This is a genomic window from Noviherbaspirillum pedocola (assembly GCF_016632335.1).
GTDB lineage: Bacteria > Pseudomonadota > Gammaproteobacteria > Burkholderiales > Burkholderiaceae_D > Noviherbaspirillum_A > Noviherbaspirillum_A pedocola.
In genome coordinates this window covers 487,695-514,416 of record NZ_JAEPBG010000002.1, presented here as the reverse complement: position 1 = coordinate 514,416, position 26,722 = coordinate 487,695, and the positions used below count along the sequence as shown (strand labels likewise).

Sequence of the window (26,722 nt, the reverse complement as noted above, 5' to 3'; positions counted from 1 at the left end):
GTAAGCGCGGCGGGCATGTCGCATGCCCGCCACTTGCGCTGTATCGCAGGGTTATTTGGTCAGGATGAAGCCCTTGAGCTTGGAGAAGGCGGTGTCGAGCAGCGCCTTCTGCTGCGCATAGTGCTTGTCGTAGTAACCGACGGCCGGCGAAGCGCTGGCCGGACGGCCGGCGTAGGCCAGGCGCTGACCTTCATCCAGGTTCTCGAAGATGTTGTGCTGGATCTGGAACCACGGACCCTGGTTCTGCGGCTCATCCTGCGCCCACACCAGCTCGGTGAAGTTCGGGAAGCGCTTCAACTCGGTCGCGAAAGCCTTGTGCGGGAACGGATACAGCTGCTCGACGCGTATGATGGCGACATCGGCCGCGCCACGCTCCTTGCGCGCATTCACCAGGTCGTAATACACCTTGCCCGAGCAGGCGACGACGCGCTTGACCTTGCGCACGTCGATGCTGTCGTCGACTTCGCCGATCACGGTCTGGAAGGAGCCCTTGGCCAGATCGGTCAGCGGCGAGCCCGCATCCTTGTTACGCAGCAGCGACTTCGGCGTCATGATGACCAGCGGCTTGCGGAACAGACGGATCATCTGCCGGCGCAGCAGATGGAAGATCTGCGCCGCGGTGGTCGGCTGCACCACCTGCATGTTGTTGTCGGCGCACAGCTGCAGATAACGCTCCAGGCGCGCGGACGAGTGTTCCGGACCCTGGCCTTCATAACCATGCGGCAGCATCATGACCAGGCCCGAAGCGCGGCCCCACTTCACTTCACCGGAGCTGATGAACTGGTCAATAACGACCTGCGCGCCGTTGGCGAAGTCGCCGAACTGCGCTTCCCAGATCGTCAGCGTGTTCGGCTCGGCGGTGGAATAGCCGTACTCGAAACCGAGCACTGCCTCTTCCGACAACACCGAGTCGATCACGGTGAACGGCGCCTGCTGCTCGGACACATGCTGCAGCGGCACAAAGCTGCCCGCATCCCAACGCTCGCGGTTCTGGTCGTGCAACACCGAATGGCGATGCACGAAGGTGCCGCGGCCGGCGTCCTGGCCGGTCAGGCGCACGCTGTAGCCGGAAGATACCAGCGATGCATACGCCAGATGCTCGCCCATGCCCCAGTCGAGGTTGAGCTCGCCGCGGCCCATTGCGGCGCGGTCGGCCAGCACCTTTTCAACCAGCGGATGCGGCTTGAAGTTTTCCGGCACCGAGGTGATGCGCGTAGCCAGGCGCTTCAGTTCGGCCAGCGGCACCGCGGTGTCGGCGGCATCGGTCCACTTGCGGTTCAGGAACGGCATCCAGTCGACCGCGTACTTGCTCTTGAAGTTCGAGATCACCGGATCGACCGTGTGGCGGCCGGCATCCATCGCGTCGCGGTAGGCACGCACCAGCTCGTCGCCAGCCTCGGCCGGGATCATGCCTTGCGTGGCCAGCTTGTCGGCGTACAGCTTGCGGGTGCCCGGGTGCTTGGCGATCTTCTTGTACATCAGCGGCTGCGTCAGCGCCGGGGTGTCCTGCTCATTGTGGCCAAGCTTGCGGTAGCAAACGATGTCGACCACGATGTCCTTCTTGAACTGCATGCGGTAGTCGATGGCGATCTGGGTCGCGAAAACAACCGCTTCCGGATCGTCGCCATTCACGTGCAGCACGGGCGCCTCGATCATCTTGACCACGTCCGAGCAGTACAGCGTCGAGCGGGTGTCGCGCGGATCGGAAGTGGTGAAGCCGATCTGGTTGTTGATGACGATGTGCACCGTGCCGCCCGTGCCGTAGCCGCGAGTCTGCGCCAGGTTCAGGGTTTCCATGACGACGCCCTGGCCAGCAAATGCAGCATCGCCGTGCACCAGCACCGGCAGCACCTGCGAGCCATCCTTGTCGCCGCGACGGTCCATGCGCGCCTTGGCCGAACCTTCGACCACCGGGTTGACGATTTCAAGGTGTGACGGGTTGAAGGCCAGCGACAGGTGGACCGGGCCGCCCGGGGTGGTGACGTCGGACGAGAAGCCCTGGTGATACTTCACGTCGCCGGCCGGCAGGTCGTCCGGATGCTTGCCTTCGAATTCGGCGAACAGGTCCTGCGGCATCTTGCCGAGGATGTTGACCAGCACATTCAGGCGACCGCGGTGGGCCATGCCGATGACGATTTCCTGCACGCCCTTTTCGCCGGCGCGCTGCACGGTTTCATCGAGCGAGGCGATGAAGCTTTCGCCGCCTTCGAGCGAGAAGCGCTTCTGGCCGACGTACTTGGTGTGCAGATAGCGCTCCAGGCCTTCGGCCGCGGTGAGGCGCTCGAGGATGTGACGCTTCTTCTCGCCGGAGAAGCTCGGCGTGGCGCGGCCCGATTCCAGGCGCTCCTGCATCCAGCGCTTCTCGGTCGGGTCGGTCACGTACATGAATTCGGCGCCGATCGAGCGGCAGTAGGTGTCGCGCAGCGCGTTGAGCAGATCGCGCAGGCTTGCGGTTTCACCGCCGAAGTAGGTATTGCTGATGTTGAACACCGTGTCCATGTCGGCATCGGAGAAGCCGTAGAACGAGGGTTCGAGTTCAGGGATGGCGGGACGTTCCTGGCGTTGCAGCGGATCGAGATTGGCCCAGCGTTGGCCGAGGAAGCGGTAGGCGGCGATCAGCTGGGTGACGGCGACGCGCTTGCGGCCCATGTCGGCATCGTCACCGGCGGTGACGGTACGGATCGGACCCTGCTTGGCGCGCTCGGCAAAGGATGCGATGACGGGGGCGTGGGGAACGTCGGGACGGCTGGAACCATCGACGGCTGGAACATGCTGCATGGCGTCGAAATACGCACGCCAGTTATCGGGAACAGATCCGGGATTGTTGAGGTAGGCCTCGTACAGTTCTTCAACGTAGGGCGCGTTACCTCCAAACAGATACGAATTGGAAGAGTATTGCTGCATCATCTTTTGCTCACCTTTCTTCGCGCTTCGCGAAATTGGCGGGTTATCAAAACCTTCCGCGACACGGCCTGACCGGATAGCGGATTGCACTTACGAGACATCAAGTTGTGGGGAAGGACCTGTTCGACCTGAGCCGAGGAAATCAAGGGCGAAAGAATAACATACAAACCCAGCATGAGCGGCTTGCTGTTACGCATTTTCACAAGCGTCGTCGGCACTCGCCAGATGCGCGCATGGACGCAGTAGGCGCGACGTTGATATCGGCGCACCTGCTCATCAGCAGGGGCGGCAAAAGGTGCCCACTGCCGAGCCCGGCGATGTTTGATTCAGTATTCATGGATACATTGGTTCAACGCCTCATCGAGGCAGCGGGCGGGAAGCACTCTGGCAATCTCGACGATCCATGCGTACACCCTGGGTCGCTCCTGGGCGGGCAAGCGGCCTGCGACGCCCAGCAGGCCCCGCAGAGTGCGAGCACACTCCTCATCCTCTAGCCCTGACGAGAAGCGGACCACATAGATGCATATTTCTACATGAGACGCCGTTTGCGTCGCCAGCACCGACGCCTCGACGTCGGACTGATGCCTTGCCAGCGCCCGTATGTGCGCATCGAGACTGCGCGTCAACCAGGAAAGAATCCGCGTGAACAGCTTCGAATCGCCGAATGCGTCCTCGAAGCGCTCACGCAGTTGCCATACGATTTCCGGGCGCGCCCCAGGCCTCGCTTCAAACAAACGCTCACAGATCACGCGCACGCCCTCCTCCCGGCTCACCTCGTCTAACTGTGACAGCCTCACCAGCATCCCGCGGATAGCGTGACTGCTGCTTCCCTCCTTGTGCGCGGGCATGCATAAGGCCTTGAATTCCACCTCAATATTTGCTGGCAGTGACGCTGCATGCGTGCGCCGCTGTGTGGCATGGACAGACGAATTCCGCGCCCTGCCGGCGACAACGCTCACACCCTGTGTCAGCCGGACAGGCGAGCACGCGGCGAGGAACGGATTTTCCGGAGCCATCGCCGCCAACTGGGCATACACATATCTTGAACTCAAGCGCAGGCTGCATGCATCCTGCTGTGACAGGAAGGATTCCACGAGCCGCAGTACGGACGCGTTGAGCCCCTGGAAGATGTTTTGCGAGACCATGGCATTAGCAACATGTTTCTGCGGGAAGTTGTTCATTTCCTGTCCTCTCCGGTGAGCAAGGACAGCCTGTTGCAGGCTGCTGGCGGGAGTTCGGCAAACTTGGTCAAGATCAATGCCTGGATTGACCGACATCATCCGGGCAGCGCGACTTGATAGGCTTCGTCACCAGTGGTTTTCATCGGCCGGGCTGCCGGTTTGACATGTCGCATCGCGTCGATACGACGCGCCAAAAGAAAACGTCCCCTCATGGGAGGGGACGTTTGTCATCAAGCCGACCTGTCGCAGCGTCGGCAAGCCGCTACTTACTCAGGCGCGCTTATCCATCGTCGGCACGTCGCGACGGGTCGGGCCGACGTACAGCTGACGCGGACGGCCGATCTTCTGTTCCGGATCCGAAATCATCTCGTTCCACTGCGCGATCCAGCCGATGGTGCGGGCCATCGCGAAGATACCGGTGAACAGCGAGACCGGGATGCCCAGTGCCGATTGCACGATGCCCGAGTAGAAGTCGACGTTCGGGTACAGCTTGCGCGATACGAAGTAATCGTCTTCCAGCGCAACCTTCTCCAAGGCCATCGCCAGCTTGAACAGCGGATCGTTCTGCAGGCCGAGTTCGTTCAGCACTTCGTAGCAGGTTTCGCGCATGAGCTTGGCGCGCGGATCGTAATTCTTGTACACGCGGTGACCGAAACCCATCAGCTTCACGCCCGAGCTCTTGTCCTTCACCTGCTTGACGAACTCGCCGATCTTGTCGGCCGAACCGATCTCGCGCAGCATGTTCAGCGCCGCTTCGTTTGCACCGCCGTGCGCCGGGCCCCACAGGCAGGCGATGCCGGCAGCGATACAGGCGAACGGATTGGCGCCGGAAGAACCTGCCAGGCGCACGGTGGAAGTGGAAGCGTTCTGCTCGTGGTCCGCATGCAGGATCAGGATACGGTCGAGCGCGCGCACCAGCACGTCGTTGACCTTGTACTCCTCGCACGGGTTCGAGAACATCATGCGCATGAAGTTGGCGCTGTAGGACAGGTCGTTGCGCGGATAAACGAAAGGCTGGCCAACGGAATACTTATAGGCCATGGCGACCAGCGTCGGCATCTTCGCGATCAGGCGGATTGCCGACACTTCGCGGTGATGCGGATCATTGATGTCCAGCGAGTCATGGTAGAACGAGGACAGTGCGCCGACGGTGCCGACCAGCACCGACATCGGATGCGCATCGCGGCGGAAACCGCGATAGAAGAACTGCATCTGCTCGTGCACCATCGTGTGACGGGTCACGGTGCCGCTGAAGTCTTCCTTCTGCTTTGCGTTCGGCAGCTCGCCGTTGAGCAGCAGGTAGCAGGTTTCGAGGAAGTCGCAATTCACCGCGAGCTGTTCGATCGGATAACCGCGGTACAGCAGCTCGCCCTTGTCGCCGTCGATATAGGTGATCGACGAATTGCACGAGGCGGTCGACATGAAGCCCGGGTCATAGGTGAAGGTGCCGGTGGCGCCGTACAGCTTGCGGATGTCGACGACATCGGGACCGATCGTACCCTTGTAGATCGGGAAGTCGATCGACGGGGTCGTGCCATCGGAGAACGACAGCGTAGCTTTGTTTTCGGATTGGGTCATGTCTCTTCCTTCAGGGGGCGGGTGTTCAAAATTTGCCTAGGCGGCCCATTCGCTCGTGGCGAACGGGCCGCGATGTTCCAGACTGGCGATCAAGCCTCGCGCAGGCGCGCCAGCAGCGCGCGCACCTGTGGCATGTCGAGTTCGCCCTCGGGTTCCTTCTGACCAAGCAAGAGGCCCATCAAGTCGTTGTCGGACAGCTCCATCAGGCGGGTATAGGCATCGACCTCGTCATCGCTCATCGCTTCTTCATTGGCGTCGAGGAAGCGGGTCAGGATCAGGTCGTTTTCCAGCAGGCCGCGACGGCTGCGCCAGCGCAGACGCGCGCGTTTGACTGGATCGCTTTGATGATTGACGGACATGATGGCACTCGGTTGGTTGATTCCCGGACGCATGTTGCCATCCGGGCAGGTTGCGGCCTTAGACCGCGCGACGGACCAGAAGCTCCTTGATCCGGCCAATGGCTGCGTTCGGGCTCAGGCCCTTCGGGCACACGTCCACGCAGTTCATGATCGAATGGCAGCGGAACAGCCGGTATGGGTCTTCCAGGTTGTCCAGGCGCTCGTTGGTCGCTTCGTCGCGGCTGTCGGCAATGAAGCGGTAAGCCTGCAGCAGACCGGCCGGGCCGACGAACTTGTCCGGGTTCCACCAGAACGACGGGCACGACGTCGAGCAGCACGCGCACAGGATGCATTCGTACAGGCCGTCGAGCTCCTCGCGCTCGGCCGGGTACTGGATGCGCTCCTTCTCCGGCGGGATCGAATTGTTCACCAGGTACGGCTTGATCGAGTGGTACTGCTTGAAGAAGTTCGTCATGTCCACGATCAGGTCGCGGATCACCGGCAGCCCCGGCAGCGGCCGCAGCACGATCGGCTGGCTCAGCTCGTTGAGGTTCGTGGTGCAGGCCAGACCGTTCTTGCCGTTGATGTTCATCGCGTCCGAGCCGCACACGCCTTCACGGCAGGAGCGGCGCAGCGCCAGCGAATCGTCCACGTCGGCCTTGATGCGCTGCAGCGCGTCCAGCAGCATCTTGTCGGTGTCCTTGAGCTCCACCGTGTAGTCCTGCATGTACGGCTTGGCGTCCTTGTCCGGGTCGTAGCGGTATATCTTGAATTTCAGAGTGCGTGCCATTTTGCGGGTTCTCTCAGAATGTGCGGGCCTTGGGCTTGAACGTCTCCACCGTCAGCGGCTTCTGGTTCACCGGCTTGTATTCCAGCCGGTTGCCTTCGGAAAAGAACAGCGTGTGCTTCATCCAGTTCTCGTCGTCGCGCTTTTCATAGTCGCGATGCGCATGCGCGCCGCGCGATTCCTTGCGCGCCGCCGCCGAGATGATCGTTGCCTTGGCCGTTTCGATCAGGTTGTCCAGCTCCAGCGCTTCCACCCGCGCCGTGTTGAACACTTTCGACTTGTCCTTGAACGACACATGCTTGCGCCGCTCGTCCAGTTCCATGATGGCTTTGACGCCCTGCTGCAGCAACTCGTCGGTGCGGAACACGCCGCAGAAGTGCTGCATCGAGCCGCGGATCGCGTTGGCCACGTCCTGCACCCGCTCGCCGCCAGTGGACGTCTCGAGATGGTTCAGGCGATGCAGCGCCAGGTCGGCCGCGTCCGCCGGCAGCGGCTTGTGCAGCTGCTTCTTCAGGGCGCTGTGCACGATGTGGTTGCCCGCGGCCCGGCCGAACACCAGCAGGTCCAAGAGCGAGTTCGTGCCCAGGCGGTTCGCGCCGTGCACCGACACGCAGGCGCATTCGCCCACCGCGTACAGGCCGTTGACGACTTCGTTCGGATTGCCGTTCTTCGGCGCGACCACCTGGCCATAGATGTTGGTGGAGATGCCGCCCATCTGGTAGTGGATCGTCGGCACCACTGGGATCGGTTCCTTGGTCGCATCGACGTTGGCAAACTTGTGGCCGATCTCGAGAATCGACGGCAGGCGCTTGCGGATGGTGTCCGCGCCGATGTGGCGCAGGTCCAGCAGCACGTGGTCCTTGTTCGGACCGCAGCCGCGGCCTTCCTTGATTTCCTGGTCCATCGAGCGCGACACGAAGTCGCGCGGCGCCAGGTCCTTCAGCGTCGGCGCATAGCGCTCCATGAAGCGTTCGCCCTGGCTGTTGATCAGGATGCCGCCCTCGCCGCGCACGCCTTCGGTGATCAGCACGCCCGCGCCGGCCACGCCGGTCGGGTGGAACTGCCAGAACTCCATGTCCTGCAGGCCGAGCCCGGCGCGCGCGGCCATGCCCATACCGTCGCCGGTGTTGATGAAGGCATTGGTCGATGCAGCCCAGATGCGGCCCGCGCCGCCGGTGGCGAATACCGTGGTCTTGGCTTCCAGGATCATCACTTCGCCGGTTTCCATCTCCAGCGCCACCACGCCGAGCACGTCGCCGTCGGCATCACGAATCAGGTCGATGGCCATCCACTCGACGAAGAAATGGGTCTTGGCGCGCACATTGCGCTGGTACAGCGTGTGCAGCATCGCGTGGCCGGTGCGGTCAGCCGCGGCGCAGGCGCGCTGCACCGGCTTTTCGCCGAAGTTGGCGGTGTGGCCGCCGAACGGGCGCTGGTAAATGGTGCCGTCCGGGTTGCGGTCGAAGGGCATGCCGAAGTGCTCGAGCTCGTAGACGACCTTCGGCGCTTCGCGGCACATGAATTCGATGGCGTCCTGGTCGCCGAGGTAGTCGCCGCCCTTGACGGTGTCGAACATATGCCAGTACCAGTTGTCCTCGCTCATGTTGCCCAGCGAGGCGCCCACGCCGCCCTGCGCGGCCACGGTGTGCGAGCGCGTCGGGAATACCTTGGACAGCACCGCGACGTTCAGGCCGGCCTCGGCCAGTTGCAGCGACGCGCGCATGCCGGAGCCGCCGGCGCCGACGATGATGACGTCGAAGCGGCGCGAAGGAAGGGAAGATTGGATTGCAGCCACGTTCAGATTCTCCACAGGATCTGCGCGGCATAGCCGGCGCAGCCGATCAGCCACGCAATCGTGGCCACTTGCAACAACAGCCGAAGCACCACCGGCTTCACATAGTCCATCCACACGTCGCGCATGCCGACCCAGACGTGATAGGCCAGGGATACGAAGGTGACGAAGGTGGCGATCTTGAACCACTCGTGGGCGAACAGGCCGGCCCAGCCTTCATAGCTGAAGTTGCGTCCGCCCAGGAACACCGCCAGCAGGATGATGGTGTACACGCCCATGATGATGGCCGTGGCGCGCTGGGCGAGCCAGTCGCGAAAGCCGTAGTGGGCGCCGACGACGAGGCGCTTGGCGCCGATGTTCTTGCTGATTGCCATGTCAGAACGCTCCAAACAGTTTCAGGGCCACCACCAGCGTCAGCACCAGGCTGACTGCCAGCACGCTGAAGGCGGAATGGCGCGAGCCATCCTTGGACAGGAACATGTGCACGTCCATGAACAGGTGGCGGATGCCGGCCAGGAAGTGATGCAGGTAGGCCCAGGACAGCGCCAGGATGATGAGCTTGGTGATCGGGTGAGCGACGATGCCGTGCAGCGTGGCGAAGGTGGATTCCGAGGTCAGACTTTGCTCGAGCAGGTACAGCACAAAGGGCAGCAGCAGGAACATCAGCACGCCGCTGATGCGGTGCAGGATCGATACCCACGCCGCCAGCGGCATGCGGTACTTCATGATCTGCGTGACGTGAATGTTGCTGAACTGGGGCCGGCTTTTCTTTGCCGCTTCTGACATACGACACCTCTCATTACAAAATAAACATCGAATTGTCGCGGATTTTGTGCAGCACACCAAAGCGCACATTATGCTCCGCGCGCCGCGCCGGCGTTTGCGGCCCGGCATCGGCCAGCACTGCCCAGATCAACTCAATTCATTCTGGTAGTGATGACTATCGGTGCGGTAAAGCCCGCGCCTGACTTCCACCGGCTTGTCTCCATAGGTAAAGGAGACGCGCTCCACGCTGAGCAGCGGCGTTCCCGACGCCACGGCGAGCAGTTCACCGACGGCAGCTTCGGTTGACACCGCCTTGACGCGCTCGGTGGCGCGGATCATGCGGGTACCGAATTCCGTCTCGAACAAACCGTACATCGGGCCCTTGTATTCAATCAGTCGCTCTGCGGTCAGCCCGCGGAAAAGCGCGCCGGGCAGCCAGATTTCCTCAAGAATCGCCGGCACGCCCTCAAAGGACTGCACGCGCTTGATCATGATCACGGAATCGCCACCCTTCAGCTCGAGCATGCGCGCGACCTCGGCAGGCGCACGCAGGCGCTTGACCTCGACAACACGACTTTCCGCCTGACGCGGCTCGCCGGCGTCAGGCATCAGGCGCAGGAAGCGGTAATGGGCACGCTCTTCGTGATGCGTAGCAACAAAAGTGCCCTTCCCTTGCCGACGCACGACCAGGTTTTCGGCGGAAAGCTCATCGATGGCCTTGCGCACCGTGCCCTGGCTGACCTTGAACCGGGCGGCAAGCTCGACTTCGCTGGGAATCAGCTCACCCGGCTTCCATTCGCCGGATTGCAGACTTTGGGTGATCAGCGCCTTGATTTGCTGATACAGCGGGCTGAAGGTGGGAGAGGCAGAGGAAGCAACCCCCGCTGACGCGCCGGGCGCGGCATTTCCGGAAGAGTTGGAGGTTGCGGAATTCATAACACGCTATTTCACCATAAAAGTTCGTTTGCCGTCCAGAAAAACCATGCTACTGATATGTCTTATATAAGATATAAGTTAACCGTTGACATAGATATTATGCAAGCCTACACTCGCGGCGAATCAGTTTGCACCGCAACACAAAGCGCATTCGAGCCTTCGCAAACTTGCGGCGAGGCTGCCGGCGGAACGCGGGCGCATTATGCGCTGCAGTTGGCCGTCGCGGCTGACGGCATTGACATTCGACGGTATTATTACGGTCTTTCGATTTTGACATCCTTCTCGCACACTTCCACGGCCTTACCCGCCAATTCCTCTACCACTTTGGAGATTCAACATGGCTAAAGCCCCAATGCGCGTTGCCGTCACCGGCGCCGCTGGCCAGATCGGTTACTCGCTGCTTTTCCGCATCGCCAACGGCGACATGCTCGGCAAGGATCAACCGGTCATTCTGCAACTGCTGGAAATTCCGGACGAGAAGGCCCAGAAGGCGCTGAAGGGCGTCATGATGGAAATCGACGACTGCGCCTTCCCGCTGCTGGCCGGCATGACCGCCCACAGCGATCCGATGACCGCGTTCAAGGATGCCGATGTCGCCCTGCTGGTTGGCGCCCGTCCGCGCGGCCCCGGCATGGAGCGCAAGGACCTGTTGGAAGCGAATGCGCAGATCTTCACCGTGCAGGGCAAGGCGCTGGACGCCGTCGGCTCGCGCAATGTGAAGGTGCTCGTGGTCGGCAACCCGGCCAACACCAATGCCTACATCGCCATGCGTTCCGCGCCGAGCCTGCCGGCCAAGAACTTCACCGCAATGCTGCGCCTGGACCATAACCGCGCGCTGTCGCAGATCGCCGCCAAGACCGGCAAGCCGGTGTCCGCGATCGAGAAGCTGTTCGTCTGGGGCAACCATTCGCCGACGATGTACGCCGACTACCGCTACGCCACCATCGACGGCAAATCGGTCAAGGAAATGATCAACGACGACGCCTGGAACCGCGACACCTTCCTGCCGACGGTAGGCAAGCGCGGCGCCGCGATCATCGAAGCGCGCGGCCTGTCCTCCGCAGCCTCCGCCGCCAATGCCGCAATCGACCATGTGCGCGACTGGGTGCTCGGCACCAACGGCAAATGGACCACGATGGGCATTCCTTCGGACGGCTCCTACGGCATTCCGGAAGGCACCATGTTCGGCTTCCCGGTCACGACCGAGAATGGCGAGTACAAGATCGTCCAGGGCCTGGACATCGACGCCTTCTCGCAGGAGCGCATCAACGTCACTCTCAATGAGCTGATGGAAGAGCGCAACGGCGTCAAGCACCTGGTCGGCTGATTCCGCATCCATGACCACACCGGCGGGCCTGCGCCCGCCGGCATCCAGCAGCAAGTTCCCCGCAAGCATTCAACAGCATCGCCGTCATGCATCCTTCCGAAGTCCTGTTCCAGGGCAAGCGCCAGCCGGTGGCGATTCCGGTTTGCGACCACTACGCCGGCTCCGAAAAGCTGATGCGCAAATCGATGGCGCTTCAGCAGCAGCTTGGCCCGATATTCGACATTACCTTTGACTGCGAAGATGGCGCCGCAGCCGGCAACGAGGAAGCGCATGCGCGCCTGGTCGCCACGCTGCTCGACAGCGCCGACAACGCGCACCGCCGCATCGGCGCGCGCGTGCACGATGTACAGCATCCGCATTTCGAGCGCGACGTCGCCATCATCTGCGAAGGCGCGGCAAAGAGCCTGGCTTATCTCGTGCTGCCCAAGGTGGAAAGCCTCGCCGAGACGCAGCAGGCCATAGCCGTGATCGAGCGCCATGCGCGCGCCGCCGGCCGCGACGACCTGCCAGTGCATGTGCTGATCGAAACCCATGGCGCGCTGGAGGCGGTGCATGACATCGCCGCCCTGCCCCAGGTCGAATGCCTGTCCTTCGGCATCATGGATTTCGTCTCCGACCACTACGGCGCGATACCGGCGACAGCCATGCGTTCGCCCGGGCAATTCAACCATCCGCTGATTGCGCGCGCCAAGCTCGAGATCGCGGCAGCCTGTCATGCGCACGGCAAATGCCCGTCGCACAACGTCACCACCGAAATCCGCGACAAGAGTGTCGTCGCTGAAGATGCCGCGCGCGCCTTCCGCGATTTCGGCTATAGCCGGATGTGGAGCATCCATCCGGACCAGATTCCCTCCATCGTCGCCGCCTACGCGCCCGCATCCGGCGAAGTCGAAGAAGCTGCCGCCATACTTTCCCGAGCGCAGGCAGCCGACTGGGGTCCGATACAATACGCGGGCAATTTGCATGACCGAGCCAGTTATCGCTATTACTGGACCGTGTTGCAGCGCGCCCGGCTCGCCGGGCAGCCGCTGCCCGCAGATGCGCAATCCCTTTCATAAGACGCTCGACATCATCATCGGGCGCACCACGGAGAATCATCGATGAAGAAAAGCCTGACCGCCCTGTTCCTGATGGGCGCATTCCTGTCCGCCAACGCCGCGCACGCGGCCGATGCCGACAGCCAGCCGAAACACAAGACCACCAAAAAGGCAGCCAGCCACAAGGCTGCCGCGCATCACGCCGCAAAGAAATCGGAAAAACCCGCCGCAGCGGCAGCGACCGGCAATGACGAAGACGATCGCCCTTCCGACATCGCCGGCGCCACTGGCGTCGACTATGACTGCGCCCTTGGCGACAAGCTGACCATCTTCGCGAAAGCCGAGGACGACAAGCACATCGAACTGCGCTGGAAATCCAAGCTGCATCATTTGACCAAGGTCGACACCACCACCGGCGCGCATCGCTTCGAGAACCGTCGCCAGGGCCTGGTATGGATCGGCATCCCGGCCAAGGGCATCCTGCTCGACTCGAAGAAGGGTGAGCAGCTCGCCAACGATTGCAAGAACCCGGATCAGGCCAAGACCGTCAATGCCGCACCGGCACCGAGTTCGACGCTGATCACGCAGTAAGCACGGCGAATTGGTATCCTGAGCCTCTTTTCACCCGCGGCTCAGGACGCCGGGCGATGACTCTGTTTCGTTTTGCAAGCTGAATCGCTGAATACAAGGAGAACAGGCAATGTCCAGCAATACCTTCAATACGCTCAAGGACTTCAGGATTTCGGATAGCAGGAAGGGGCAGTTTCATTCGCTGCCCGCACTCGAGCAGGCGTTGGGCGTGAACCTGTCGCGCCTGCCGGTCTCGATACGCATCGTGCTGGAATCCGTGCTGCGCAACTGCGACGGCAAGAAGGTCACCGAAGAGCACGTGCGCGAGCTTGCGAACTGGGCGCCAAACGCGGCGCGCACCAGCGAGATTCCCTTCGTGGTTTCCCGCGTGGTGCTGCAGGACTTTACCGGCGTGCCCCTGCTTGCCGACCTGGCCGCGATGCGCGGCGTCGCCTCGCGCATGGATGCGGACCCGAAGAACATCGAGCCGCTAGTGCCGGTGGATCTGGTCGTCGATCACTCGGTGCAGATCGATTACTACCGCGACAAGAAGGCGCTGGATTTGAACATGCGGCTGGAATTCGAGCGCAACAACGAGCGCTACCAGTTCATGAAATGGGGCATGCAAGCCTTCGACACCTTCGGCGTGGTGCCGCCGGGCTTCGGCATCGTGCATCAGGTCAACCTTGAATATCTCGCGCGCGGCGTGCATCAGCGCGACGGCGTCTACTATCCCGACACGCTGGTCGGCACCGATTCCCACACCACGATGATCAACGGCATCGGCGTAGTCGGCTGGGGCGTCGGCGGCATCGAAGCCGAAGCCGCGATGCTGGGCCAGCCGGTGTACTTCCTCACGCCCGATGTCGTCGGCGTGAACCTGACCGGTGCGCTGCGCGAAGGCGTGACCGCGACCGACCTGGTGCTCACTATCACCGAATTGCTGCGCAAGGAGAAGGTGGTCGGCAAGTTCGTCGAGTTCTTCGGCGATGGCACCGAATCGCTGTCCACCACCGACCGCGCCACCATCGCCAACATGGCGCCCGAATACGGCGCGACCATGGGCTTCTTCCCGGTCGATGAAGCGACCATCGAGTACTTCCGCGGCACCGGCCGCAGCCGCGCCGAGATCGATGCCTTCGAAGGCTACTTCCGCGCGCAGAACCTGTTCGGCGTGCCGCGCTCCGGCGAAATCGATTACACCACCGTGGTCGCGCTCGACCTTGGCTCGGTCGCGCCTTCGCTGGCTGGCCCGAAGCGCCCGCAGGACCGCATCGAGATCGGCCATGTGAAGAACACCTTCCAGGATCTTTTCTCCAAGCCGGTATCGCAGAACGGCTTCAACAAGAAGCCGGAAGACCTCGACACCGCCTACGAAACCGCGGACGGCATCAAGATCAGGAACGGCGATGTGCTGATCGCCGCAATCACGTCGTGCACCAACACCTCGAACCCGAGCGTGCTGCTCGCCGCAGGTCTGCTGGCGAAGAAGGCGGTCGAAGCAGGACTGAAGGTTGCGCCGCACATCAAGACTTCGCTGGCCCCGGGCTCGCGCGTGGTTACGAAATATCTCGAAGCCGCGGGCCTCCTGCCCTATCTGGAAAAGCTCGGCTTCGGCGTGGCTGCGTATGGCTGCACCACCTGCATCGGCAATGCCGGCGACCTTACGCCAGCGTTCAATGAAGCCATCGTGCAGAACGACATCGTCGCCGCCGCCGTGCTGTCGGGCAACCGCAATTTCGAGGCGCGCATTCACCCGAACATTCGCGCGAACTTCCTCGCGTCGCCGCCGCTGGTGGTCGCCTACGCCATCGCCGGCAACATCACGCGCGACCTGATGACCGAGCCGGTCGGCACCGTAAAAGGCCGCGACATCTATCTCGGCGACATCTGGCCTTCGAGCAAGGAAATCGCCAAGCTGATGAAGTTCGCGATGAATGCCAAGGTGTTCAAGGACAACTATGCCGATGTGCAAGCCGCGCCCGGCAAGCTGTGGAAGCAGATCAGCGGCGTGGCCAGCGGCCAGGTCTACAACTGGCCCGAATCGACCTACATTGCCGAGCCGCCCTTCTTTGCCGACTTCGGCATGGAGCCGAAGGCCGCCGCCAGCGGCATCGAAGGCGCGCGCGCGCTCGGCGTGTTTGGCGACTCGATCACCACCGACCACATCTCCCCGGCCGGCTCGATCAAGGACACCAGCCCGGCCGGCAAATGGCTGCTCGAGCATGGCGTGCAGAAGGCCGACTTCAACTCCTACGGCTCGCGCCGCGGCAACCATGAGGTCATGATGCGCGGCACCTTCGCCAATGTGCGCATCAAGAACCTGATGATTCCGCCGCGGGAAGACGGTTCGCGCGTCGAAGGTGGATTGACGATCCATCAGCCCGACGGCGAACAGATGCCGATCTACGATGCCGCAATGAAGTACATCGCCGATAACGTGCCGACATTCATCTTCGCCGGCGAAGAATACGGCACCGGCTCATCGCGCGACTGGGCGGCCAAGGGCACGCAACTGCTCGGCGTGAAGGCAGTGTTTGCCCGCTCCTACGAACGCATCCACCGCTCCAACTTGGTCGGCATGGGCGTACTGCCCCTGCAGTTCATGGGCGATGACAGCGTGCAATCGCTCGGTATTACGGGCAGGGAAACCTATGACCTCAAGGGTATCGAGGGTGAAATCACGCCGCAGCAGCAGGCCACGCTGGTGATCCACCGTGAGAACGGTGAAACCCAGCAGGTGCCGGTGCTGTTGCGCATCGATACGCCGATCGAGGTCGATTACTACAAGCACGGCGGCATCCTGCCTTTCGTGCTGCGCCAGCTGCTGGCTGCCGAAGGCGAACGCATGGCAGCCTGATGCGTTCGATGCGCATGATGCACGCGACGGTGAGCATCATGCGCTGCCAGCCGCACATGCGGCATTGAAACGCCGAGGCAACTCGGCGTTTTGCGCTTTCCGGAACCGGCCCGCAGCTGTCCAAACTATTTCCGTGACGCCCGGTCGAATCCACTACAATACCTCTCCCTGTTTTCCGAACCGCCACAACGATGCGTCGTCCCTCGAAAAGCCGTACCCCGCGTATCTCGCCGGACAGTCAACGCCTCTCGTCGCTGGCGCAGGCGATGTCGCTTGCGAGCAGCCGTCAGGAAGAACGTGCCTGGGAACGAGAGCTGGATGCGCTGATCCAGAAACTGCTGCGCAACGATCATCAGAACACCCTGGACAGCGCGCTGGACAAGCTGTTCAACACCGATCCCCCGGCTTATGACACCTTGATGGAAGCAGTCGAAGCGATAAGCTCGAGCTGCGTCATTGAAGAAGACGGCAAGCGTTACGATGGCCTGCTGATCGCCTTCCCCATCCTGGCCTGGACCCGTTTCGCTATTGCCTCCGGCAACATCGGCGGCGACGTGCTGATCACCCTGGCTGCACAGATGCATGGACATCTGCTGGCGGATGAGGCTCGCATCGCGATCGCGCCCACGCTGTATTCGATCGATCAGTTGCCGCGCACCCATGCGGAAACCTATGCATTAACACAGCGTATCGGCCGCGCCGCGCTGGGCGGCCCGGTCATCAAGCCGATCGCGCATCTTCCCGAAACTGCGCCCTTTCTGGCGGATACCCGTTATCTGCTGGCCACGGTGGTTGCGCCGGAAGGCGGCCCGCTGTTTCGCTGGCAACAGGCCGAGATGCCGTTCGATATCGTCGCGCTGCGCCAGTCGACGATGGAGCAGTTGCGCGCCCAGGCGCAGCCAACGATCGAGCGCCTGTTGCCGGGTTGCGGCGTCGAGCTGATGATGCCCGAGGCCTACTACGTGGCTTGCCGCGAAGCGGATCGCGCGATCCGGCCGATGTCGGTACATGCCGCGGTGCATTACCTCACGCATGTGCTGTCGGTGGAACCGAACGGATTGGCCGCCATCATTGGCGCGTTCGGCGAGGAAGGCGGCGAAGGCCGCATCGATGAATACCGGATCAGCTTCACGCTGCAAGGTCAGCCCGAAGTGATCTATGGCATCGTGTGGCCGCTGTATGGCCAGGAAGAAGACAGCGATGACTCGGTGACGTTGCTGGCCAGCGCCCCATTGCCAACGCAGTTCGCCGAACTGGAAGGCGCGCCGCCGATTGCGCAGGTGGTGCTTGCCCTGCGCGCCAATGGCGTTGCCGATATCGTGCGTCATCACGAGCGCTTCGAAATGGAATTCTGCGAGGATTGCGGCGCTCCGCTGTTCTGCGACCGCGAAGCGGAACTGGTGCATGCGGAGATGCCGGAAGACGCGGAGCAGATGTCCGGGCATCTGCATTGAGGCTCTGCCGGCGGCAAGCGCATCGTCGTTGGCACTGATGTTGTTGATGCCACAGGGCCCTGCGGCATCAGCGCAGCGTTGACTCGAAAAGCGCGCCGCATCAGCACGATGCGGCGCTTCCGGTCGCATCAGTCCTTTCCCTTCACCGCCTCCCACATTGCCTGCAGCGCCGCAGCGCCAAGCCGCGCACTGCGCCTGCCATCCCAACCGACATCCGGCGCCGGCAGCTGCGCATTGTCCTTGAACGGCATCTCCAGCGTCAGGGACACGCACTTGAAATGGTGGCCGACATACTTCGACGCGAGCTTCAGTATCTCTTCGCGATATTTGCCGCTCGGGTAGCCGTGCTCATCCTGGAAATCCGGACTGGCGGTCTTGAATGCATCGACGAAAGCCTGCTGCTCAACACGCTGTTGCTCGGTGAAGCCTTCCAGCATCTCACTGCCGGCCACGAACACATAGGGCAAGCCCTCATCGCCATGCACGTCGAGGAACAGATCGCAGCCGGTTTCGTGCAAGCGCCGACGTACATGAAAGACCTCGGGGCTGCTTTCCAGCGAAGGCGCCATCCACTCACGATTCAGATTGGCGCCGACGGCATTGGTGCGCAGATTGCCACGTATCGAGCCATCGGGATTCATGTTTGGGACGATATAGAAGACTGCCCGCTGCAGCAGCTTGCGCGCATGCGGATTCGCGGCGTCGAGCAAAGCCTCGAGCATGCCTTCGACAAACCATTCGGCCATGGTCTCGCCTGGATGCTGACGCGCGATGACCCAGATTTTCCTTGCGGCGTCTGGGTTGCCGACGACCACCAGGTTCATATCGCGCCCATCCACGGTCGCGCCAAGATCTTCGATGCGGACCAGGTCGCTGCGCTCTGCACGACCCAGCAGTGCCAGATGCCGCTCCCAGGAATACGGCTCGAAATAAGCGTAATAGACGCTATCGCGCTCGGGCAGGTGTGCAATGGTCAGTGTCTGGCCATCAAAGCTGGTGGGTACGCGAAACCAGTGTTCGCGGTCATAACTCGCCACGGCCTGATAGCCGCGCCATCCGTCGGGATAGCTGCTCCCACCGGCGTTCACGATGCGCATCGTGCACTGCTGATTGCGCGCACCCTGCAATCTGAAATGGAACCATTGAGAGAAATCGGCCGCATTATCGCTGCGCAGGCGCAGCTCAATATCGGCGGGATGTTCGGCACGAACAAGGTCAATCGCGCCGCTATCGAATTGATGGCTGATTCGGATAGGCATGGTCTTGGAAAAAATAAGGAATTTGCATGCCGCAAGGATACGCGAAGCGATAAGCCTCTGCTATAATCGCTGGCTCGTCGGGGCGTAGCGCAGCCTGGTAGCGTACTTGCATGGGGTGCAAGGGGTCGGGAGTTCGAATCTCCCCGCCCCGACCAAGAGAATCGAAACGGAAAGGCCAATCTTCGGATTGGCCTTTCCGTTTTTTCAGGTTCGGATCCCGCAATCGACCCGGTTAGCGAGGCGTCAACAGACGTAAAAGCGCGTGACGATCAATATCGCCCGACTTCGATGGGCGCTTCGTTGCCGATTTCCCTCAGGCGGCGCGCATAGCTGGAAAGCCAACGCTCGCGGCTTTCCTCGCTTGCCCGGACCGGACCGAAATGGATTTGCGGCGCAAGCACGTCGAATCCGAGGAAACTCAGGATGCCGCGATGGATGGGGCGCAAAATGGCCGCGATATCACCATTGAAACCATCCTCCAGATACGACGCTTCCGGCCCTCCGGTGGTCAGCGACAGCATCGCCCGCTTGCCCCGGAATTTGCCGGTGTCATAGATCGCGCCATAGCCATAGGTGCGGCCCATGGCCATGACGCGATCGACCCAGCCCTTGAGTATTGCGGGCATGCCGAACCACCACATCGGGAACTGCAATATGAGCAGATCGCATGCTTCCAGCTTGCGCAGTTCGTTCTCGATCTGCGGCGCGAAGCCCTCGCATTCCGTTGCATGGGTCTCCTCGACCTGCAGCTTCAGATAGTCTGCATCCTTGACCGATGTGAAATTGTGACGGTCCGAGACCGGATCGAAGCCCATGCGATACAAGTCGCTGGTGGCAACCGTATGGCCCGCTTCCTCCAGCGCCCGGACTGCAATGTTGAACAATGCGCCGTTGAAGCTCTTCGGTTCCGGGTGCGCGAACACAATCAGTATGTTCATGGATTGTTGTTCTCCATCTCCATCAAAGTGCCATCCGGGCGCCACCATCGACGTCCAGGACCGCGCCCGTTGTAAAGCCATTGGCGAGCAGATAGACGATCGCCTGCGCAATGTCTTCGGATGTGCCCGTGCGGCCTACGGGCAAAGACTTGGCGGCGCCAGCGAACATGCCGGCCTTGGCATCGGCGGGCAACGCATCGTAGGCCGGCGTATCGACAAGTCCGGGCGAGACCACATTCACGCGCAACGGCGCCAGTTCCCTGGCCAGGGTTTGCGCCATCTGCGTGATGGCGCCATTCACTGCCGACAGACCCGCTGTGCCTGGCATCGCGGTGCGGGAAGCCGCGCCGGACAGCATCACGACCGAGCCGTCGCGACGCAGATGCGGTAGCGCAGCTTGCAGGGCCTGCCAGTATCCAAGCAGCTTCCCTTCCAGCGCGGATCGCAGCATGGAGGTCGTGATCGAAGAGAACGGCCCCCAGGCGGCATTGGCCGAGGCGGCCAGCACCAGGTGATCGATGTAACCGATGCGCTGGAACAATGCGTTCAATGCCTCCGCATCAGTGAAGTCAGCGACATACCCGGATGCGCGGCCCTCAATGCCGGACAGCGCCTTGTCCAGCTTTTCCTGTGACCTGCCGACGATGAGGACTTCCGCCTGCATTGCGGCAAGCTGACGTGCTGCGGCAAGCCCCATGCCATTGGATCCGCCGATGATGAGGATGCGTTGTTGTGCGAGCGACATGCTGTTCTCCATGTGGTTGAGTGAGTCGCTTCACTGTAGCGATGCGTATTCCATTGAACAAATGGATTATCCTTATTCCACGTATATTGATTTTGGATTGCTGTGGACCTGCATCGTATCGACCTGAACCTGCTCGTATCGCTGGACATGCTGCTTGCCGAGAAAAATGTCACCCGTGCAGCACGCCGACTGTCGATGTCACAGCCGGCATTGTCGGCGCAGCTGCGACAACTGCGCGAGCTGTTCGACGATCCTCTTCTCGTCCCGGCTGCGCGCGGCATGACGCCGACGCTGCGGGCCATCGAGATGCAGGATGCATTGCGTGAATTGCTCGCTTCGGTGAATCGGCTCGTCACCGGTCAGCAGGCCTTCGACCCGGCGATGGCAACCAATACCTTCCGCATCGCGGCGACCGACTCGATCCATGCCGCGGTCTGCGTGCCCCTGATCACGAAAATCCGCTTGTACGCGCCGGGCATCAGGCTGGCACTCTTTTCCGCGGACAGAGAGGCCGTAGGAGAAAAGCTGGCGAGCGGCGAACTGGACCTGGTGCTGGGAACGCGGCAGAGCCTACCGCCGTCTGTGAAAGCACGCATGCTTTACGAGGAAAGCTTCCTCTGCCTCTTACGGCGGGATCATCCATACAGCAAGCGGCCGCTCGACCTGGATGCATTTTGCCAGCTGGAGCACATCCTGGTTTCGCCGTCCGGAGGCGGCTTCCGTGGTGCTGTCGACGAAGCGCTCGCGCAGATGGGGCGCAAGCGGCGGGTCGTTGCATCGCTGAACAGCTTTCTTCTCGCCCCTTCACTGGTGGCACGGACCGACATGATTTGTACGGTCCCGGCGCGCCTCGCACGCGCTACGGGTGAGGCGATAAGCCTGGTGGCGCCGCCGTGCGAACTTGGATCCTTTTCCGTGCAGATGGGATGGCATCCGCGGGCCGACAATGATTCGGCACAGAAGTGGCTGCGGCAACAGGTGATCGCTTCGCCGGAAAGTCTGCTCCGGGATATGGATGCACAATAAAAAGGAACGCAAACGGTCTATCGATGAGAATGACTCCGGCGATGCTGGCTGTTTCGCGCCATTTGCCGGTGTGAAGCTATTTTTCATTCGCCAAAGTCGCTCAAGCGCCCGCCGTCGGCCGATTGCGTTGAAAAAGTCCGCGAGCAATTGCTTGCATCGCTACACAAACTGGCGGCGCAGGCATAACGCATTCATGCATGAAACACTGGCCTCTGGATAATTCGTCACTGGCGTTTCGATGATCTGAACGGCCAGAGGCGCTTTCCCGCAGGCACACTTCCTGGAACGGCATCGCTAAATACAGGTCCCGGCCCTTTGCCGATACTCTCCAGGAGAGGTATCAAACCAGCGCTTGCACGCGCGGAAAAAGGTACTTTGATCCGAAAAGCCGAGCAGATATGCCGCCTGCGCCATGGTGAGCCTGCGCTCACTCAGGTATTGCTTTGCGAGTTCGCACCGAATCTGGTCCACCAGTTCATTGAACGAAGTGCCCTCTTCCTGCAGCCTGCGTTGCAGAGTGCGCTCGCTCAGGCATAGCTGGCGCGCGATATCGGCACGCAGCGGGTCTCCATCCGGGAGGCGCGGGATGACCAGCTCCCGCACGCGAGCCGAAGTCTTTGCCCGGTCCAGCCGCGTCAGATATTCGCCGGCAACCCGGTCGTGCAGGGCAGCCAGTTCGGGGTTGGCCATGGGAAGCGGTGCAGCGAGGTCCGCCCGGGCGAAATGGAGCTGATGCACCTGCGCATCGAAATTCAGCGGAGCGCCGAATGCCTGACGGTAGGGTTCCAGGTCGGCGGGCGCCGGATAGGGAAAATCCACGGACAGCGGACGCAACCTGCGTCCACTCAACCAGCGCAGGATGTTGAAGATGGTGACGACCACGTATTCCACGCGGGCACGCGGCACCGGCTGGCCGCCGCCATCGAGCACGATCGATAGCCCATAGCCATCGGCTTCCTCCTGCAGCCGGATATCCGCCGCATCACTGACGATGCGGATATAGCGCAACAGGCGCTCGATCGCGTTGAGCAGATTCAGGCTGGTCATCATGACATGGACCACCATGTCGAAACTGGCCGGATGCACCAGCTCCGGCATTGCCAGCCCAAGACAGGGATTGCCCGAGCGCTCCACCGCCAATTCCCACAGCGCGCTGATCTTTTGGGGAGCAAAGCGCGCCTCGCGCACCGTGAGCTGGGTCATGTCCAGCCCGGCCTGCGCGAACAGCGCCGCCACATCCAGGCCGACCGCCTCGAACAGCTCGACGATGCCTTTCATCCATGCGTGACCAACGGTCCGTACGCCTTCCATGCTTCCCGCCCTTCCAGTCCACCGGATGCCCCTGCGGGAACTCCGGCTGTCTCCATGCTTATAGGTGGCGTCCGGGTCCCGCACGATGGAGCCCGGATACGCTTTTCGGCCTTTGCAGCCGTGCTGCCCTTATACAAGCTGCACGCGGTTTCTTCAACAACATCCTCCGGCACGGTCGCGCAACCCGCGCCGAAGGAGGCGATTCCGGACAAATCCGATTCGCGTTGTCCCGCAAAGCCAGCGGCTTGGCCGCGAAAGCCATTGAATCGCGTCTCTTCCCGGGAAGAATGGAAACCATGCGCTTGCCCCTTGCGGCGCGGCATCTCGGCCATCGGCAAGCGTCCACACCACGCAGCAGATCAAAGGAGGAGATTCCATGACAGCGTTTCGTTCTTCCCCGCGCAAGCGGCGCTTCATCCGGCATGCCTTGCTTGCGGCATGTGGCGCGGCATCCCTGTCCGCGGCGCATGCGGCCACGCCCTGCGACGGGATGACAGCGATCGCGATCGACGGCGCGCGCGTCGCCTGGTCCATCGCAGTACCCGGCCCCGCATTCACGGCGCCCGACGGCAATACCTACGCCGACGTGCCGGCATTCTGCCGCGTCGGCGTCACCGCTACGCCAACGCCGGACTCCCTGATCAACATCGAGCTGTGGATGCCCTCCGCTTCCTGGAACGGACGCTTCGAAGGCGTGGGCAATGGCGGCTATGCGGGCACGGTCGCGCTCGGCGTGCCGGCGATGATTGCGGGACTGAAGCAGGGTTTCTCGGTCGCCACCACCGACCTCGGCACCGCGCCATCGACCAATAACGATGGCGATGCCCTGATCGGCCACCCCGAGAAATGGACCGACTTCGGCAGCCGCGCGACCCACCTCATGACGACCATCTCGAAGCAGCTGATGGCGTCCTACTATGACCAGGGTCCGCAGTACTCCTATTTCAACGGCTGCTCGACCGGCGGCCAGCAGGCGATGGTGACGGCCCAGCGCTATCCATCGGATTACAACGGCATTCTGTCCGGCGACCCGGCGGCGAACCGCACCCATGTGCATACCGCTGCACTCTGGAATTACGCGGCGATGCATGCGACGCCGACGAGCCTGTTCACCAGCGACCAGGTGCAGGCGATTACGAATGCGGTAGTGCAAGCCTGCGCGGTGAAAAGCGGCGGCCTCGCGACGGACTCCTTCCTCACCGACCCGCGCTCCTGCGACTGGGATCCGGCCGCGCTGGCCTGCGGCGTGCCCGGCATCGGCACGAGCTGCCTCGGACCGGACCAGATCGTAGCGGCGCGGAAGATCTATGCCGGCGCGCATGACCCGGTTACCGGGCACCTGATCTTCCCCGGTTCGGTCAAGGGCGGCGAAAGCGACAGCCAGTTCGGCTGGTTCGGCATCGAGGCCAACCCCGAGCCACCATTCGACTCGCTGTTCAAGTGGACATTCGGCCCGACCTGGCTGTGGCAAGGCTTCGACTTCGACCAGAACCTGGCCCAGGTCGACCAGTTGCTCGCCCCGATGCTGAACGCGAACAATGCCGACCTGTCCGGCTTCAACAGCGCCGGCGGCAAGCTGCTCGCCTATCACGGCTGGGCCGATCCGCTGATCACGCCGCAGGATTCGATCGACTACTACCTGCGCGCGATGCAGACCCAGAACGGCAGCGCGCAGGTGCAGCTGCAGAAAACGCAGAACTTCTTCCGCCTGTTCATGGTGCCGGGCATGTACCACTGCGCCTATGGTCCCGGGCCGAACGCCTTCGGCAATCTCTTCAGCGGCCAGGCCGTCGCGCCGCCGCCGCCTTCGAACGATGCCGATCATGACGCCTTCACCGCGCTGCAGCGATGGGTCGAGGCCGGCGTGCCGCCGCAAAGGATCATCGCCACCAAGTATGTGCAGGACCAACCGGCGCTCGGCGTGCAGATGAGCCGGCCGCTGTGCCCGTATCCGAAGGTAGCGAAGTATTCCGGCAGCGGCGATGTGAACGATGCCGCGAACTTCGTCTGCGCCGATGCGCCCGGCGGCAACAACCCGATGCCGGCATCGGAGTATCTGCATTAGCGCAGACTCGCGCCACGCGCTGATGGCATGCCTGCCGCGCCGCGGCAGGCATGCCGACCTCAGGCCGTCGGCAGGCGATAGTCCCGGAACTGCGCGCGTATCTCGTTCTTCAGGACCTTGCCGGTGGCGCCGAGCGGCAGCGCATCCACCACCGCCACATCGTCGGGCGTCCACCATTTGGCGATCTTGCCTTCATAGAAGCGCAGCAGCTCGACCTTGTCGATCTGCTGGTCGCGGCGCGGCACCACGACCAGCAGCGGCCGCTCGTCCCACTTCGGATGAAAAACGCCGATGCAGGCCGCCTGCTCCACTGCCGGATGCGCCATCGCGATGTTCTCGATGTCGATCGAGCCTATCCATTCGCCGCCGGACTTGATCACATCCTTGCTGCGGTCGGTGATCTGCATGTAGCCGTCGGCATCGATGGTGGCCACGTCGCCGGTCGGGAACCAGCCATCCTCGAGCACGTTTCCGCCCTCGCCCTTGAAATAGCTGTCGATGACCCATGGCCCCTTTACCAGAAGGCGTCCCGGTGACTTGCCGTCCCAGGGCAGTTCCTCGCCCGCGTCATCCACGACCTTCATGTCCACGCCGAAAGGCGCATGCCCCTGCTTGACCAGCACCGCCATCTGTTCCTCCGGCGACAGCGCAAAATGGCGGCGCTGCAGCGTGCCCGTCGTGCCTAGCGGCGACATCTCGGTCATGCCCCATGCATGCACCACCTCGATCTTGTATCTGTCGCGGAACGCCTCGATCATCGCGGGCGGACAAGCGGCGCCGCCGACGATGGCGCGTTCGAAACTGGTGAAGATGAGACCGTGCTCGTTGACATGGTTGAGCAGGCTGCGCCAGACCGTGGGCACGCCGGCGGAAAACGTCACCTTCTCGGCTTCCATCAATTCATAGAGCGAGCGGCCATCGAACGCCGGGCCCGGGAACACCAGTTTTGCGCCGACCAGCGGCGCCGAATACGGCAGGCCCCAGGCGTTCACATGGAACATCGGCACTACCGGCAATACCGCATCCCGTCCCGACACGCCGAGCGCGTCGGGCAGCGCGCTTGCATAGGAGTGCAACAGCGTGGAGCGATGGGAATACAGCACGCCCTTCGGGTCGCCGGTCGTGCCCGAGGTGTAGCACAGCGAGCAGGCGGAGCGCTCATCAAACTCGGGCCAGTCATAGTTGTCGTCGTTGGCGTCGATCAGGTCTTCGTAGCACAGCAGGTTCGCGATGCCCGTCTGCGCCGGCATCGCTGCTCGATCGCACATCAGCACGAAGGCGCGCACGGTCTTGCAGCGCGGCGCAATCTGCGTCACCAGAGGCAGGAAGCTCAGATCAAAGAACAGCAGCTGGTCTTCCGCATGGTTCACGATATAGGCGACCTGGTCCGGATGCAGGCGCGGATTCACCGTATGCAGCACCGCGCCCGAACCCGAGATCGCGTAGTACAGCTCGAGGTGGCGGTAGCCGTTCCAGGCCAGCGTGGCCACGCGCTCGCCCATCTGTACGCCTTGCGCCTTCAGGGCATTGGCCATCCTGCGCGCGCGCGCATGGCACTCGGCATAGGTGTAGCGGTGGATGTCTCCTTCGACGCGGCGGGACACGATCTCGATATCACCGAAATGCCGGTCTGCATGCCGGATGATGCTCGATACCAGCAGCGGCTGGTCCATCATTTGTCCCATCAGCGGGCTCATTGCGAGTTGCGGCATGGTCTTCTCCTTGATTCCTCTTTGAATGTCGCGCGCGCTGCCCACGGGAGCGCCGCGCTTTGGCCGCAATGTAACGCGCCGGCCTTTGCCGCTCACTGACATGGCGAGCCAATTTGATGGCTTGGCGGGACAGAATG

General features: G+C 62.3%; 22 protein-coding genes and 1 tRNA gene. 9 read left to right on the top strand and 14 right to left on the bottom strand.

Annotated features, from left to right (window positions below):
- Positions 1–51: 51 nt before the first annotated feature.
- From JJB74_RS07475 to JJB74_RS07435, 9 genes are all read right to left on the bottom strand, one after another.
- Positions 52–2,907 (bottom strand): 2-oxoglutarate dehydrogenase E1 component, encoded by a 2,856-nt coding sequence (locus tag JJB74_RS07475; protein WP_200591185.1) that lies wholly within the window; start codon positions 2,905–2,907, stop codon positions 52–54.
- A gap of 323 nt (positions 2,908–3,230) precedes the next feature.
- Positions 3,231–4,085 carry a hypothetical protein gene (locus tag JJB74_RS07470; protein WP_200591184.1) on the bottom strand — a complete coding sequence of 285 codons (855 nt, stop codon included), beginning with the start codon at positions 4,083–4,085 and terminating at the stop codon, positions 3,231–3,233.
- Positions 4,086–4,355: 270 nt separating this feature from the next.
- Positions 4,356–5,663, bottom strand: coding sequence for a citrate synthase (gltA, locus tag JJB74_RS07465; RefSeq protein WP_200591183.1), 1,308 nt, complete (start codon positions 5,661–5,663; stop codon positions 4,356–4,358).
- 89 nt (positions 5,664–5,752) lie between these two features.
- Entirely contained in the window at positions 5,753–6,022 is a 270-nt protein-coding gene (locus tag JJB74_RS07460) for an FAD assembly factor SdhE (RefSeq protein ID WP_200591182.1), read from the bottom strand.
- 58 nt (positions 6,023–6,080) lie between these two features.
- Positions 6,081–6,791, bottom strand: coding sequence for a succinate dehydrogenase iron-sulfur subunit (locus tag JJB74_RS07455; protein WP_200591181.1), 711 nt, complete (start codon positions 6,789–6,791; stop codon positions 6,081–6,083).
- A 13-nt stretch (positions 6,792–6,804) separates the two neighbouring features.
- The gene (sdhA, locus tag JJB74_RS07450; RefSeq protein ID WP_200591180.1) at positions 6,805–8,583 is read right to left on the bottom strand and encodes a succinate dehydrogenase flavoprotein subunit; all 1,779 of its coding nucleotides are present in this window, start codon (positions 8,581–8,583) and stop codon (positions 6,805–6,807) included.
- 2 nt (positions 8,584–8,585) lie between these two features.
- Complete coding sequence (gene sdhD, locus JJB74_RS07445; RefSeq protein WP_200591179.1) at positions 8,586–8,954, bottom strand: succinate dehydrogenase, hydrophobic membrane anchor protein; 369 nt, start codon at positions 8,952–8,954, stop codon at positions 8,586–8,588.
- 1 nt (position 8,955) lies between these two features.
- Positions 8,956–9,366: a succinate dehydrogenase, cytochrome b556 subunit gene (sdhC, locus tag JJB74_RS07440; RefSeq protein WP_200591178.1), complete on the bottom strand. Its 411-nt coding sequence runs from the start codon at positions 9,364–9,366 to the stop codon at positions 8,956–8,958.
- A gap of 126 nt (positions 9,367–9,492) precedes the next feature.
- Complete coding sequence (locus JJB74_RS07435) at positions 9,493–10,281, bottom strand: GntR family transcriptional regulator (protein WP_200591177.1); 789 nt, start codon at positions 10,279–10,281, stop codon at positions 9,493–9,495.
- A 337-nt stretch (positions 10,282–10,618) separates the two neighbouring features.
- Here JJB74_RS07435 and JJB74_RS07430 point away from each other — a divergent pair, with 337 nt between their 5' ends.
- The 5 genes from JJB74_RS07430 (at position 10,619) to JJB74_RS07410 (ending at position 17,529) form a co-directional block, all read left to right on the top strand.
- Positions 10,619–11,608: a malate dehydrogenase gene (locus tag JJB74_RS07430; RefSeq protein WP_200591176.1), complete on the top strand. Its 990-nt coding sequence runs from the start codon at positions 10,619–10,621 to the stop codon at positions 11,606–11,608.
- A gap of 86 nt (positions 11,609–11,694) precedes the next feature.
- The gene (locus tag JJB74_RS07425) at positions 11,695–12,666 is read left to right on the top strand and encodes an HpcH/HpaI aldolase/citrate lyase family protein (RefSeq protein ID WP_200591175.1); all 972 of its coding nucleotides are present in this window, start codon (positions 11,695–11,697) and stop codon (positions 12,664–12,666) included.
- Positions 12,667–12,708: 42 nt separating this feature from the next.
- On the top strand, positions 12,709–13,236 hold the full coding sequence (locus tag JJB74_RS07420; protein ID WP_200591174.1) for a hypothetical protein: 528 nt from the start codon (positions 12,709–12,711) through the stop codon (positions 13,234–13,236).
- 109 nt (positions 13,237–13,345) lie between these two features.
- Positions 13,346–16,075: an aconitate hydratase AcnA gene (gene acnA, locus JJB74_RS07415; RefSeq protein WP_200591173.1), complete on the top strand. Its 2,730-nt coding sequence runs from the start codon at positions 13,346–13,348 to the stop codon at positions 16,073–16,075.
- Positions 16,076–16,266: 191 nt separating this feature from the next.
- A complete protein-coding gene (locus JJB74_RS07410; protein ID WP_200591172.1) occupies positions 16,267–17,529 on the top strand; it encodes a DUF2863 family protein in 1,263 nt (420 codons plus the stop codon).
- Positions 17,530–17,657: 128 nt separating this feature from the next.
- Here JJB74_RS07410 and JJB74_RS07405 read toward each other — a convergent pair whose 3' ends face one another.
- Positions 17,658–18,749 carry a M14 family metallopeptidase gene (locus JJB74_RS07405; protein WP_325170110.1) on the bottom strand — a complete coding sequence of 364 codons (1,092 nt, stop codon included), beginning with the start codon at positions 18,747–18,749 and terminating at the stop codon, positions 17,658–17,660.
- On the opposite strand from JJB74_RS07405, the gene JJB74_RS33890 reads away from it, so the two are divergent.
- Complete coding sequence (locus JJB74_RS33890; protein WP_325170112.1) at positions 18,663–18,854, top strand: hypothetical protein; 192 nt, start codon at positions 18,663–18,665, stop codon at positions 18,852–18,854. The two genes, JJB74_RS07405 and JJB74_RS33890, sit on opposite strands and share 87 nt — an antisense overlap.
- Before the next feature lie 12 nt (positions 18,855–18,866).
- Positions 18,867–18,943: transfer RNA gene (locus JJB74_RS07400), tRNA-Pro, on the top strand.
- A gap of 114 nt (positions 18,944–19,057) precedes the next feature.
- Here the strand turns inward: JJB74_RS07400 and JJB74_RS07395 are convergent.
- Positions 19,058–19,726 (bottom strand): NAD(P)H-dependent oxidoreductase, encoded by a 669-nt coding sequence (locus JJB74_RS07395; protein WP_200591170.1) that lies wholly within the window; start codon positions 19,724–19,726, stop codon positions 19,058–19,060.
- A 22-nt stretch (positions 19,727–19,748) separates the two neighbouring features.
- Positions 19,749–20,471 carry an SDR family oxidoreductase gene (locus JJB74_RS07390; RefSeq protein ID WP_200591169.1) on the bottom strand — a complete coding sequence of 241 codons (723 nt, stop codon included), beginning with the start codon at positions 20,469–20,471 and terminating at the stop codon, positions 19,749–19,751.
- Between the two features lie 102 nt (positions 20,472–20,573).
- On the opposite strand from JJB74_RS07390, the gene JJB74_RS07385 reads away from it, so the two are divergent.
- Positions 20,574–21,497 (top strand): LysR family transcriptional regulator, encoded by a 924-nt coding sequence (locus JJB74_RS07385; protein WP_325170105.1) that lies wholly within the window; start codon positions 20,574–20,576, stop codon positions 21,495–21,497.
- A gap of 294 nt (positions 21,498–21,791) precedes the next feature.
- Here the strand turns inward: JJB74_RS07385 and JJB74_RS07380 are convergent, their stop codons facing one another.
- Positions 21,792–22,808, bottom strand: coding sequence for an AraC family transcriptional regulator (locus JJB74_RS07380; RefSeq protein ID WP_200591167.1), 1,017 nt, complete (start codon positions 22,806–22,808; stop codon positions 21,792–21,794).
- Positions 22,809–23,184: 376 nt separating this feature from the next.
- Here JJB74_RS07380 and JJB74_RS07375 point away from each other — a divergent pair, with 376 nt between their 5' ends.
- Complete coding sequence (locus tag JJB74_RS07375; RefSeq protein ID WP_200591166.1) at positions 23,185–24,873, top strand: tannase/feruloyl esterase family alpha/beta hydrolase; 1,689 nt, start codon at positions 23,185–23,187, stop codon at positions 24,871–24,873.
- A 59-nt stretch (positions 24,874–24,932) separates the two neighbouring features.
- On the opposite strand, the gene JJB74_RS07370 is transcribed toward JJB74_RS07375, so the two are convergent.
- Positions 24,933–26,585, bottom strand: coding sequence for a 3-(methylthio)propionyl-CoA ligase (locus JJB74_RS07370; protein WP_325170104.1), 1,653 nt, complete (start codon positions 26,583–26,585; stop codon positions 24,933–24,935).
- Between the last annotated feature and the right edge of the window lie 137 nt (positions 26,586–26,722).